10 protein-coding genes are annotated in these 11,814 nt (G+C 72.7%); 5 read left to right on the top strand and 5 right to left on the bottom strand.

Annotated features, from left to right (window positions below; all coding sequences use genetic code 11):
- Window positions 1-12: 12 nt before the first annotated feature.
- From KALB_RS17740 to KALB_RS17730, 3 genes are read right to left on the bottom strand one after another with little or no spacing between them, the layout of a single operon-like run.
- The gene (locus KALB_RS17740) at window positions 13-594 is read right to left on the bottom strand and encodes an Rv1733c family protein (RefSeq protein WP_025357060.1); all 582 of its coding nucleotides are present in this window, start codon (window positions 592-594) and stop codon (window positions 13-15) included.
- A 5-nt stretch (window positions 595-599) separates the two neighbouring features.
- Window positions 600-1,010 carry a universal stress protein gene (locus KALB_RS17735; RefSeq protein WP_025357059.1) on the bottom strand — a complete coding sequence of 137 codons (411 nt, stop codon included), beginning with the start codon at window positions 1,008-1,010 and terminating at the stop codon, window positions 600-602.
- The gene (locus KALB_RS17730) at window positions 1,007-3,556 is read right to left on the bottom strand and encodes a cation-translocating P-type ATPase (protein ID WP_025357058.1); all 2,550 of its coding nucleotides are present in this window, start codon (window positions 3,554-3,556) and stop codon (window positions 1,007-1,009) included. Before KALB_RS17730 ends, KALB_RS17735 begins: the two co-directional genes overlap by 4 nt.
- 99 nt (window positions 3,557-3,655) lie before the next feature.
- Between KALB_RS17730 and KALB_RS17725 the strand changes: the two genes are divergently transcribed.
- Complete coding sequence (locus KALB_RS17725; protein ID WP_025357057.1) at window positions 3,656-4,315, top strand: response regulator transcription factor; 660 nt, start codon at window positions 3,656-3,658, stop codon at window positions 4,313-4,315.
- Window positions 4,316-4,336: 21 nt separating this feature from the next.
- Here the strand turns inward: KALB_RS17725 and KALB_RS17720 are convergent, their stop codons facing one another.
- Window positions 4,337-4,753 carry a hypothetical protein gene (locus tag KALB_RS17720; protein WP_025357056.1) on the bottom strand — a complete coding sequence of 139 codons (417 nt, stop codon included), beginning with the start codon at window positions 4,751-4,753 and terminating at the stop codon, window positions 4,337-4,339.
- Window positions 4,754-4,871: 118 nt separating this feature from the next.
- The gene (locus KALB_RS17715) at window positions 4,872-6,539 is read right to left on the bottom strand and encodes a sensor histidine kinase (protein WP_025357055.1); all 1,668 of its coding nucleotides are present in this window, start codon (window positions 6,537-6,539) and stop codon (window positions 4,872-4,874) included.
- A gap of 177 nt (window positions 6,540-6,716) precedes the next feature.
- Between KALB_RS17715 and KALB_RS17710 the strand changes: the two genes are divergently transcribed.
- From KALB_RS17710 to KALB_RS17695, 4 genes are read left to right on the top strand one after another with little or no spacing between them, the layout of a single operon-like run.
- On the top strand, window positions 6,717-7,724 hold the full coding sequence (locus KALB_RS17710; RefSeq protein WP_025357054.1) for an Acg family FMN-binding oxidoreductase: 1,008 nt from the start codon (window positions 6,717-6,719) through the stop codon (window positions 7,722-7,724).
- A complete protein-coding gene (locus KALB_RS17705) occupies window positions 7,724-8,518 on the top strand; it encodes a universal stress protein (RefSeq protein ID WP_025357053.1) in 795 nt (264 codons plus the stop codon). Before KALB_RS17710 ends, KALB_RS17705 begins: the two co-directional genes overlap by 1 nt.
- Window positions 8,519-8,520: 2 nt before the next feature.
- The gene (locus KALB_RS17700) at window positions 8,521-9,138 is read left to right on the top strand and encodes a CBS domain-containing protein (protein WP_025357052.1); all 618 of its coding nucleotides are present in this window, start codon (window positions 8,521-8,523) and stop codon (window positions 9,136-9,138) included.
- Window positions 9,135-11,750 carry a bifunctional acetate--CoA ligase family protein/GNAT family N-acetyltransferase gene (locus KALB_RS17695; RefSeq protein ID WP_025357051.1) on the top strand — a complete coding sequence of 872 codons (2,616 nt, stop codon included), beginning with the start codon at window positions 9,135-9,137 and terminating at the stop codon, window positions 11,748-11,750. Before KALB_RS17700 ends, KALB_RS17695 begins: the two co-directional genes overlap by 4 nt.
- Window positions 11,751-11,814 lie beyond the last annotated feature (64 nt).

Raw genomic sequence — 11,814 nt, 5'->3', positions numbered from 1 at the left:
CATCGTGCTCACCTAGACCTTTCCCTGGTTCCAGTTCGTGTCGGCGCGGTACCAGTCAACCGCCCACAGGTGCTCCCGCCACTTGTCCAGCGGCCAGCGCAACAGCCAGAACAGGACCAGCAGCACCGCTTCCGCGCCGATGACGAGAACCAGGTCCACGGCGACGGCGACGGCCGTGGCGTCCCCCGGCCGCAGCGGCGGGCCGGTCACGTGACCCGAGGCGTCCAGCCAGAGGGACACGCGGTCACCGGCGTGCTGTCCACGTGCCACCGAGACAGTGCCGGTGTGCGGCGTGCCGTCCGGCGCGGTCCAGCTCGCCCGCGCGGTGGCACTGCCCTCGCTGGGACGCATGCCGTGGGAGTCGGCCTCGGTCACCAGCTCGGCCGTGACCGAGGTGCGGGTGGCCAGCTGCTCGGCGGACAGCCCGGCCTCGTAGTCGAGCAGCTGCCGTCCGAACAGGACTCCGCCGACCGGGATCGCCAGCGCGGTCACCAGGGTGAGCCCGATCAGCAGCGAGTCGACACGATCAACGCAGCGCCGCAACGGGTTCTGATCGAATCCGAGTGTGCGGGCCAGTCGGGTCAACACAACCATGGCGATCAGTCCTCGTGGGCCGGGGGCACGATCACGACCGGGCAGCGGGCGCGGCGCACGCACTCGGCGCTCACCGAACCGAGGATCAGCCCGGCCAGCGGGCCGCGCTGGTGGCTGCCCAGCACGAGCAGTTCCGCCTCGCTCGCGGCGTCCACCAGTGCCCGTGCCGGATTCCCGCGCACGCTGCTGCGGCGGATTCCCTTGGTGTGCGAGCGGCCCCGCACCGACTTGACCTGATCGTGCAGCAGCTGCAACGAGTTCTCGTGCAGCTCCTCAGCGGGCAGGAGGTCGGACTGCGGGTCGAAGGTCCATGCGTGCACCACGTGCACCACGCAGTCGCGGACCGCGGCCTCCTCGACGGCCCATTCCAGCGCAGCTCGCGACACGGCTGTGCCGTCGATCCCCACCACGATCATGATCGCCTCCTCGGGTCGCGGTGGCGGCGACGCCACCGGTCGAGTTCGTCCACGCCCCACACCAGGAAGGGGAAGGGCAGCATCAGCAGCAGCACCCAGCCGGGCAGCGCGGCGGTGCCGAAGACCTCCTGCAGGGGCGGCCAGTACACGAGCGCGGCGGTGAAGGCGATCTCGAAGCCGCAGCCCCACAGCAACAGCCGGTTGCCGGTCAGCCCGACCGAGGCCAGCGAGGCCCACTCGGTGCGGGCGGCGAAGGCGGTGCCCAGCTGGCAGGCCACGATGGCCACGAAGGTGGCCGTGGTGGCCTGTAGATACACCTGGTGCAGCGGGGTTCCGCCACCGACCGGCGCTCCGGGCGACCAGCCACCGGCCAGCAGCACGGCGAAGTAGGCCACCAGCGCGAGCACCGCCGAGACCGAACCGAGCAGCCCCCACGCGCGCCAGAGCAAACGCTTGGTCACGACTCCCTCCGACCGCGCGCGGGGCGGCCTGCCCATCAGCCCCGGCTCGGCCGGTTCACGCCCCAGCGCCAGTGCGGGCAGCGTCTCGGTGCCCAGGTCGATGGCCAGGATCTGCAACACCGTCAGCGGCAACGGGATCGCGCCGCCGGACAGCGCGAACAGCAGGAACGGCACGACCTCCGGCACGGCGTGGGCGAAGATGTAGAGCACGAACTTGCGCACGTTGTCGAAGACGCGGCGGCCTTCCTCGATGCCCGCGGCGATGGTGGCGAAGTTGTCGTCGGTGAGCACCAGGGTCGCCGCCTCGCGGGCGACGTCGGTCCCGTTGCGGCCCATGGCGACGCCGATGTCCGCGCGCCGCAGGGCAGGGGCGTCGTTCACCCCGTCGCCGGTCATGGCGACCAGGTCGCCGCGGTGGCGCAGGGCGTCGGCGATGCGCAGCTTGGTCTCGGGGGTGGCCCGCGCGAAGACGATCTCGCCACCGCGGGCGAGCAGCTCGTCGAGCTCGGGCTCGGACATGGCCTGCACCTGCGCGTCCTCGAGGACGCGGTCGGCGGCGATGCCGACCTGCCTGGCGATCTCGGCCGCGGTGCGCCCGTTGTCGCCGGTGACCACGTGCACCCGGATCCCCGCGCGGTGCACCGATTCCACGGCAGCGGCCACCTCGGGACGGGGCGGGTCGAGCAGGCCGACCACGCCGACCAGGCGCAGCTCCCGCTCGGCCGCCTGCTGATCGGGCACCTGCCCGTCAGGGCAGGACTTGCGCGCCACGGCAAGCACCCGCAGCCCGCGCCCGGCCATCTGCTCGGCAAGTCGCTGGTACCCGGCCGTGTCCTGCGCGCAGCGGGCGAACACGGCCTCGGGTGCGCCCTTGAGGTTGACCACGACCGCACCGGCCACCGAGTCCACTGTGGACATCATCTTGCGGCGCGGGTCGAACCGGTTGACCGCGAGCCGCTCGGTGTCGCGGACCTCGATCGGATCGGTCACGCCCAGCTTGCGCGCGTGGGCCAGCAGGGCGACCTCGGTCGGGTCACCCGCGCCGTCTGTGGCGGTCCCGCAGCGGTAGAGCACCTCGGCCAGTTCCCGGGTCGCCGGGTGTGCCTCCACCACGTGCATCTGGTTCGAGGTCAGGGTTCCGGTCTTGTCGGTGCAGATCACCGTGACCGAGCCGAGCGTCTCCACCGCGGACAGCCGCTTGACCACGGCGCCACGGCGCGCCATCGCGCGGACCCCGACGGCCAGCGCGAGCGTGATCGTCGGCAGCAGGCCCTCGGGCACGTTGGCCACGAGCAGTCCGATGGTGAACAGCAGGGCGGCCGAGAGGGTGAGCCCGGCCAGCAGGCCGAGCGGCAGGAACGCGACCCCCGCGCCGAGGGCGACGGCGGCGATCAACCAGGCCACGCGGCGGACTTGGCTCTCCAGCGGGCTTTCCTCGGTGTGCACACGTTGCGACAGCGCCGCGATCCGGCCCAACTCGGTGTGCGTGCCGGTGCCGAGCACCACCGCCCGGGCCGATCCCCCGGTGCACACCGTGCCGCTGAAGACGAGCGCGGGCGAGTCCAGGCTCCTGGTCTGCGCGGCGGCCGGGTCGGCGCTGCGCACCACTGGCACCGACTCGCCGGTCAGCGCCGAGTTGTCCACCTCCACGGTGCCCTCGACGAGCAGGGCGTCCGCGGACACGCGTTCGCCCTCCTCGACCAGCAGCAGGTCGCCGGGGACGAGCCCGGCTGCGGGCACCCGTAGCCGGCGGCCGTCGCGCACGACCTGGGCGTACTGGGGCAGGTAGCGGCCGAGCGCCTCGACCGCGTGCTCGGCCTGGCGCTCCTGGGCGAAGGCCAGCAGGGCGTTGAGCAGGATCACGACCAGGATCGCGACGGCCAGTTCGGTGGACCCGGACCCGGCGGCCAGCGCCGCGGCGCACCACAGCAGCAGGGCGAGCGGATGGGTGAACTGCCTGCCCAGTTCCCGCCACCAGTGGCCGGTGGACCGCTGGGGCAGCTCGTTGGCGCCGTACACCTGAAGGCGACGGCGGACCTCTCGGTCGGAGAGTCCCGCGGTGCTGAACTCCACGGTGGTGGTCATACTCCCGAGCGTGGCCGCCACCCGACCGCACCAGACAGGGTCTCAGGACCCTGCGGACTCGGGTGTGAAGCCCTGCCCGGACCTGGGATAGTGGTCGCCATGACGACGCGGGTGTTCCTGGTGGACGATCACGAGATCGTCCGGCGCGGCATCGCCGACCTGTTCGAGGGCGAGGCAGACGTCACCGTGGTCGGGGAGGCCGCGTCGGTGGCCGAGGCACTGGCCAGGATCCCCAGGGAGCAGCCCGATGTGGCCGTGCTGGACGTGCGGCTGCCCGACGGCAACGGGGTGGAGCTGTGCCGGGAACTGCGCGCGGTGATGCCGCGACTGCGATGCCTGATGCTGACCTCGTACTCCGATGACGAGGCCCTGTTCGACGCGATCATGGCCGGGGCGGCCGGGTACGTGCTCAAGCAGGTCCTCGGTGGCGACCTGGTCAACGCCGTGCGCACGGTGGCCTCCGGGCAGTCGCTGCTGGACGGCAGGACCACCACCGCGCTGCTCGCCCGGCTGCGCCGCGACCAGGACCGCGCTGATCCGCTGCGGCAACTGTCGGCCCAGGAGCGGGCCGTGTTCGACCTCGTCGGTGAGGGGCTGACCAACCGGCAGATCGCCGAGCGCATGTTCCTGGCGGAGAAGACGGTGAAGAACTACGTGTCGCACATGCTGGCCAAGCTCGGCATGCAGCGCCGCACGGAGGCCGCGATCCTGGCCTCCGAACTGCGGTCGAACCGGAGCGGGCGCCAGGGCCAGGAGTGACACCTCAGCGCCGGGGGCCGGTCAGTCCCCGGCGGCGGGGTCGAGCAGGACCGCGGGCGGGTAGACACTGACGATCGGCAGTGAGCCGAGTCCCCTGGCGACGAGGTCCGCGCGAATCTGCTTGCTCGTGCAGTGCCCGTAGACCAGGTGCGTGACCCGGCCGGGGCGCTGGCCGCGAGGCGGGTCGGTGACCACGCTGAGCACTCCGTCGCCGACCCTGCGGTGGGTGATCTGCTGGCCCGGCCGGCAGTACTCGGCGGCGATCGCGTCCCGGTAGTCCTGGCCCCCGCCCGCGGCGAGCATTCCGAACAGTTCATCGACCAGCGCCTTGACCTCAGGGGCGTGGTCGATGTGTCGCGCGATCACCGTGGGTCCCGGGTGCGCGCCGGGATCACCGGCATTGTCGTGCGGGCTGTGGTGCTCATCGTCATCACGCACCTCTCGGTAGGCAGGCCCGTCTTCGACGTTAGGTCCGTCCGGACCGGCCCCGAAGGGACGGACGGACCGCCGGGACAGGGCACTTCGGCCCCCAGGGCAGTGCGTCAGGGCAGTGTCCTCACGGCAGCGGGACCCGCCACACGAACCGCGTGCCACCAGTGGGTTCCGAGCCGACCTCGATCGAGCCACCGCACTCGCGGGCGCGGGCCTCCAGGTTGCCCAGCCCGCTGCGGGCGAGGACCTCGGGCATGCCGACGCCGTCGTCGAGGACCTCGATCACCAGGTCCTGTTGGGCGTCCACGGTGACGACGATCGACTTGGCCCTGGCGTGCCGCACCGCGTTGGACAGCCCCTCGCGCAGCGCGGCCTCGGCGTGCACGGCGATCGCGGCGGGCACGATGGTGTCCACGGCACCGGAGATGCGCACCGAGGGAGCGGGCGTCCCGTCCCCGGCCACCTCCGAGACGATGCCGAGCAGTCGGCGGCGCAGGCTGTCCCCCTGCTCGCTGGCGTGCAGGTCGAAGATCGAGGTGCGGATCTCCCGCACCGTCTCGTCCAGCTGCGCCACGGCCTCCTGGACCCGCTTGCGCACGGCCGGGTCGGTGATCAGCCGCAGGGTGCCCTGCATGCTCAGCCCGGTGGCGAACAGTCGCTGGATCACGTGGTCGTGCAGGTCGCGGGCGATGCGGTCGCGGTCGGCCAGCACGTCCAGCAGCCGCTGGGCGCTCTGCTTCTCGGCGAACTCCAGCGCGAGGGCCGCCTGGTCGGCGAAGGAGGCCACGACGGGCACGTCGGCGGGCAGGTACTTGGGCGCACCGGTGCCCCGCGCGGCGACGAGCAGCCCACCGATCCCGTTGGCGGTGCGCAGGGCCACCACCACCGCGGGGCCCGCACCCAGGTCCGCCAGCTGGTCGCCGAACACCTCGGCGAGGTCGGTCAGGACCTGCGCGGTGTCGTCGGCGGTCGAACACGCACTGATCTCCCGTCCGGCGACCAGCTCGGCGTTGCCGCCCGCCGCGGCGCCGACCTTGAGCTGGTCCTCCTCGGCCAGCAGGACCAGCGCGGAGTGCGAACCGGTGACCTCCAGGCAGCGCTGGGCCACCAGCAGCAGCGCGTCCTGCACCGAGCAGCCGCCCAGCAGCTCCGCCCGGATCTCCGAGGAAGCCTCCAACCAGCGCTGGCGGAACTGGGACCGTTCGAACAGGCGAGCGTTCTCCACCGCGACGCCCGCCGCGGCGGCCAGCGCGCGCAGCACCACCTCGTCCTCGGCGGTGAACTCGCCGCCGCCGCGCTTCTCGGTCATGTAGAGGTTGCCGAACACCTCCTCGCGCACCCGTACCGGAACGCCGAGGAAGCTGTTCATCGGAGGGTGGTTGGCGGGGAACCCGACCGAGGCGGGGTGGCTGCTCAGCTTGGCCAGCCGGATCGGCTTGGGGTCGTGGATCAGCAGACCGAGCAGGCCGCGGCCCTCGGGCAGGTGGCCCATCAGCTGGCGGGTCTCGGCGTTGATCCCGATGTAGACGAACTCCGAGAGCCCGTCGTCCCCGCCGAGCACGCCCAGTGCCCCGTAGCGCGCGTCGACCAGGTCGGCGGCGGCCTGGACGATGCGGGCGAGCGTGGAGTCCAGCTCGATGCTCGACCCGACGGCCAGCACGGCGTCGAGCAGGCCCTGCAACCGGTCCCTGGTCCTGGCGATCTCGGTGAGCCGCTCCTGCACCTCGCCGAGCAACTCGTCCAGCCGCAGCGAAGCCAGTGCGGCCAGGCTCCCGGAGGTGCGGTCGGGCATCGGCACTCCCTTGTGATCGGCGACCGGACAAGCCTGCCACGTGGACCACTGGGTACCAAGACGTGTGACCGAGGTGGAGGACCGGCCCTAACCCGAAGGGACTTTGGCCCGTGTCGGCGGCAGTCCCCGCTGCCGCACCGTTGAGCCGAAAAGGAGGGAGGTGTGGCCGTGGACGAGATGATCCCGGGTTCGATCGGGCTCAGCCCCGACGAGGTCCTCGACGTGTTGGAGGCCGCCAGCAGGGCGCCCTCGGTGCACAACACCCAGCCGTGGCGGTTCCGGGTCCTGCCGGATCGGATCGAGCTGCACGCGGACCTGGCCCGCAGGCTGCACGCGACCGATCCGACCGACCGCGAACTGCGGCTGGCCTGCGGCGCGGCACTGCTGAACCTGCGGGTGGCCGTGGAGACCTACGGCATCAAGCCGCTGGTGAGCCTGCTGCCCGGTGCCAGCGCGGACCACGCGCTGGCGGTGGTGCGCCATGGCGGACACGTGCCACCCAGCGCCAGTGCGCAGGCGGCTCGCCGGTCGATCGACCGGAGGCGCACCAACCGCAAGCCCTTCCACGACGTCGCCGTGCCCGCGACGCACACGACGGAGCTGGTCAAGGCCGCCCAGCAGGAGCGGTCCTGGCTGCACGTGGTCACCGGCAGGGACGAGTGGGCCGAGCTGCGCAGGCTGGTGGCCGCGGCGCACCGGGTGCAGATGGCCGACGCGGCCTTCGTCGGTGAGCTGATCACCTGGACCGGGCGGGGCGCCGACCAGTTCGACGGCGTGCCCGCGACGGCGGCGGGCCCCAGCCCCGAGCCACAGGACGAGTGGGTGCTGCGCGACTACAACGCCAGGACCCTGCGCCCGCGCCGTGAGGGCAAGGACTTCGAGCACGACCCGCTGCTGGTGGTGCTGTGCTCCTACTACGAGGGGCCACTCGCCGAGTTGCAGACCGGGCAGGCGCTGCAACGGGTGCTGCTCACCGCGACCGAGCTGGGCATGTGTGCTTCCTTCCTGTCCCAGCCCATCGAGGTCCCCGCGCAGCACGCCCGGCTGCGCCGGCTCCTCGGCTCCGGCGCGGTGCCCCAGGTGGTGCTGCGGGTCGGCTTCGGCAGCCCGGTGCCCGCCACGCCCCGCCGTCCCGTGACCGACCTGCTGACCGGGATCTGCCCGGCGATCCCCGGAGGTGTCTGATGACCGGTCCTACCGTCGTGGCGGGACTCACCCCGCAGCACTGCTCGCTGGCCACCGTCACCTGGGCGGCCGAGTACGCGGCCAGAACCGGCTCCCCGCTGCGGGTGGTGCTGGCCGAGGCGGACACCGGCGACCCGACCGCGGCCATGCGCGCGGCCGGCTGTGCGGTGACCGACGTGCGGACCAGGTTCCCCCAGCTGGCGCTGACCGTCGCCATCGAGGCACAGCCGGTCGTGGACGCCCTGGTCGCGTTGTCGGACACCGCACACCTGCTCGTGGTGGACCAGGACGTGCGTCGGCGCCCGCTGGTCGCGGGCGCGGCGGCCGAGGCCTTCTGCCCGGTCGTGGCCGTCGGGTCCTCGGTGCTGTGGTCCGAGCAGGACGAGCCGGTGCTGGTCGGCGCGGACGGCACCGAGCGCTCGCGGCCGGCACTGGAGTGGGCCTTCGCCGAGGCGGACCGGCTGGGCCGGGCCGTGCGGGTGGTGCACTGCCAGGTGCAGCGCTCCACCGCGGGGATCCGGCTTCGCCACGAGGTGCTGGCCGCGGTGGCCACGCTCGCGGTCCGCCACCCCGCCGTCGAAATCCAGCTGCGCACCCTGGACTGCCCGCCGGACGAGGGATTGAGCTGGCACTCCCAGTTCTGCGCGATGGCCGTCATTGGGCACCGCGCGGGCACGGCCACGGGCCGCACCGAACGTGCCGTGCTGCGCAACGCCTCCTGCGCCGTGGTCCTCGCCGGGCAGCACACGTCAGTGGCCACCGCGATACCCGCGCTGCACTCGCCGAGGAGCTGACCATGAGGGCGCAGGACGTGATGAGCAGCCCCGTCGTGGTGCTGCACGCCGAGCAGTCGGTGAAGGAGGCGGCCGCGGTGCTGGCCGGGCACGGCTTCACCTCGGCGCCGGTGGTGGACGTCGATGGCCGGCTGGTCGGCGTGCTCAGCGAGGCCGACGTGCTGCGCGGCCGCATCCCGGTGGACCCACGCAGCCGGATCTGGGACGAGGTCACCGACCAACTGCCGCCCGCGATGCTCGTGGCGGAGGTCATGTCCAGCCCGGCGGTGGCGGTCTCACCGGGCACCGACTGCGCGCAGGTCGCCCGCATGATGCTGGCCGACCGGCTCCGCAGCGTTCCGGTGGTGGACGGGGCCGAGGTCGTGGGCATCCTGACCCGCCGCGACCTGCTGCGGGTGATCGCCAGGGACGACGAGGAGATCCGTGTGGCCGTCTGCTCGCGGCTGGCCAACTACGGCGGCGCCGACCGCTGGGCGGTCACCGTGCACGAGGGCGTGGTCACCGTGCTCGACGAGTACGACGACGCCGTGGACCGGCACGTCGCCCAGGTCATCGCCGAGGGCGTACCCGGTGCGGTCAGGGCCGTGGTCACCAGCAGGACGCGGGAGGCCTCGCGGTGAGCCCGATCCGGGCGCTGCTCACCGACGGCACGGTCACCGCGATCCGCCCGCTGGACGTACGGGACGCCGCCGAGGTGCGCGCCCTGCACGAGGAGCTGCCCGAGCGGGGCAGCTACTTCCGGTTCTTCACGGCACAGCCCATGCGGCTGGACCAGCTCGTGGTGCGGATGACCACCGCGGACGTGCACCGCTGCGCACTGGGTGCCTTCATGGGCGACTCGCTGATCGGCGCTGCCTGCTACGAGGTGGTCGCCGACCCGTTCGTCGCGGAGGTCTCGGTGGCGGTTCGGCACGAGGTGCAGGCGCACGGGGTGGGCACGCTGCTGCTGGAGCACCTGGCTGAGACGGCTCGCGAGCGTGGGGTCCGGCAGTTCGAGGCGGAGGTGCTCGCGGAGAACTCGGCGATGCTGAGGGTGTTGGCCGACCTCGGGCTGCCAGTGCGTCTGGACCGGGACGGTGCGACGGTCCGGGTACTGGTCGCGCTGGAGCAGGACGACCGGTACGAGCAGGCAGTCGCCAGCCGGGAGGCGCGCGCGGACGTGGCGAGCATGCGCTCCCTGCTGCGGCCGGCAAGTCTCGTGGTGGTGGGTGCGAGCCGCAGGGCCGATTCGGTCGGCAACGCCGTGCTGCGCCGGGTTCTCGACGCGGGTTTCGCCGGCACGGTGGCCGCGGTCAACCCGCACGCGAGCTGGATCTCCAACGTGCGCTGCCACGCCTCGGTGCTGGACCTGCCGGAGGTGCCCGAACTCGTGGTGGTGTGCACGCCGGCGAGCGCCGTGCCGGAGGTGCTCGCGCACTGCGCCCGGCGCGGTGTCCCGGCAGTCGTGATCATCACCGCGGGCGTGACCGGTGATCCGCCCCTGCACCGGGCAGTGCTGGATTCCGTGCGGGGCAGCGGGATGCGTGTGGTGGGGCCGAACTGCCTGGGTATCGCCAACACCGATCCGGCGGTCCGCCTGGACGCCACCTTCGCCGCCGTCCGCGCACCCCGCGGCGCGGTCGGTGTGGTGACGCAGTCCGGCGGCGCGGGCATCGTGCTGCTCGACCAGTTGCGGCGGCTGAGCCTGGGGGTGTCGGCGTTCGTCTCGACCGGGGACAAGTACGACGTCAGTGGCAACGACCTGCTGCGGTGGTTCGAGCAGGACGAGAACACCGAGTTGGCCGTGCTCTACCTGGAGTCCTTCGGGAACCCCCGCAAGTTCGCCCGGCTCGCCCGCAGGCTCGCCCGCCGCAAGCCAGTGCTCGCCGTGCGCACGGGCACCAGCGAGGTCGCCCGCCGGGCCGCCGCCTCGCACACCGCGGCGACGGCCACTCCCGCCACCACACGCGACGCCCTGTACTGCCAGGCGGGCGTGATCGCCGTGGACACCCTGACCGAGTTGCTCGCGACCATCGCAGTGCTCACCGAGCAGCCGCTGCCCTCCGGTCCTCGGGTGGTGGTCGTGAGCAACGCGGGTGGCGGCGGGGTGCTGGCCGCCGACGCGTGCGCCCAGCAGGGCCTGGTGCTGGCCGACCCGTCGCCCGGCCTGACCGCCCGGCTCACGGAGTTGCTGCCCGCGCAGGCCTGCCTGGGCAACCCCGTGGACACCAGCGCCGGGGTCTCCCCCTCGGTGTTCGCCGGCTGCGTACGGGCGGCGGCCGAGGACGATCAAGTCGACGCCGTGCTGGCGATCACGGTGCCGACCGCGCTGGGTGATCCTGCCAACAGCCTGGCCGAGTCGATCCACGGCAAGCCCGTGCTCGCCGTCGACCTGACCCAAGCCGAGGCGGTGCGGACCCGTGGCGGCGCGCTGCCCACCTTCGCCGACCCCGCGGTGGCCGCCACCGCGTTGGCCAACGCCGTCGCGCGGCAGCGCTGGCTGTCCACGCCGGAAGGAGCCGTGCCCGATCTGGACGGAATCGACCTGCGGGCCGCGCGCGCACTGGTCGGTGCCGCGCCCGAGCATGGCTGGCTGGACCCCACGCAGACCGTGGAGTTGTTGCGGTGCTTCGGTTTACCGGTAGTCGACCTCGTCGCCGTGCACACCGCCGAGGAAGCTGTCGACGCGTGGCGGCGGCTGGGTACGCCCGTCGCGGTCAAGGCTTCGGTGTACGGTGTGCTGCACAAGACCGCCAGCGGTGGCGTGGCGCTGAACCTCGCCGACGAGTCCGCGGTGCGTGCCGCTGTGGCTCAGCTCCAACAGCGGTTCGGCACCGCGCTGGTCGAACTCGTCGTGCAGCCGATGGCCCCGCCAGGTCGTGAGCTGCTCGTCGGTATCGCCGGGGACCCCGGCTTCGGTGCGCTGGTCGTGCTCGGGCTGGGCGGCACCGAGACCGACCTGATCGCCGACCGGGCCTGCCGTCTGGTCCCGGTCACCGACTCTGAGGCCACTGCCCTGCTCACTGGACTGCGCGGGTCCCCCGCACTGGCCGAGCAGCGTCTCGACCTCGACGCTGTGCACGAGGTGCTGCTCCGCGTCGGTCGCCTGGCCGAACTGCTGCCCGAGGTCGCCGAACTCGACCTCAACCCGGTGATCACCCACACCAAGGGCTGCTCCATCGTCGACGCCCGCGTGCGCCTACGCCCGGTCGCGCCCGGGAACCCCCTCCTGCTGCGCAGGCTGAACGCGTGACCGCACCGGTGTGAGGCCTCGCGGTAGCGGGCGTCCACGGGCTGGACGCCGATCCGCCTCGCGC

The organism is Kutzneria viridogrisea DSM 43870 (assembly GCF_000525635.1).
Taxonomy (GTDB): domain Bacteria; phylum Actinomycetota; class Actinomycetes; order Mycobacteriales; family Pseudonocardiaceae; genus Kutzneria; species Kutzneria viridogrisea.
Note: the sequence above shows the minus strand (reverse complement) of the source record. Positions and strands in the feature narration are given on the sequence as shown.

Excerpts from the sequence above, each read along its gene's own strand:
- KALB_RS17725 (WP_025357057.1), top strand. The coding sequence starts at position 3,656 with ATGACGACGCGGGTGTTCCTGGTGGACGATCACGAGATCGTCCGGCGC.
- KALB_RS17715 (WP_025357055.1), bottom strand. The coding sequence starts at position 6,539 with ATGCCCGACCGCACCTCCGGGAGCCTGGCCGCACTGGCTTCGCTGCGG.
- KALB_RS17740 (WP_025357060.1), bottom strand. The coding sequence starts at position 594 with ATGGTTGTGTTGACCCGACTGGCCCGCACACTCGGATTCGATCAGAAC.
- KALB_RS17705 (WP_025357053.1), top strand. The coding sequence starts at position 7,724 with ATGACCGGTCCTACCGTCGTGGCGGGACTCACCCCGCAGCACTGCTCG.
- KALB_RS17735 (WP_025357059.1), bottom strand. The coding sequence starts at position 1,010 with ATGATCGTGGTGGGGATCGACGGCACAGCCGTGTCGCGAGCTGCGCTG.
- KALB_RS17710 (WP_025357054.1), top strand. The coding sequence starts at position 6,717 with ATGATCCCGGGTTCGATCGGGCTCAGCCCCGACGAGGTCCTCGACGTG.
- KALB_RS17700 (WP_025357052.1), top strand. The coding sequence starts at position 8,521 with ATGAGGGCGCAGGACGTGATGAGCAGCCCCGTCGTGGTGCTGCACGCC.
- KALB_RS17730 (WP_025357058.1), bottom strand. The coding sequence starts at position 3,556 with ATGACCACCACCGTGGAGTTCAGCACCGCGGGACTCTCCGACCGAGAG.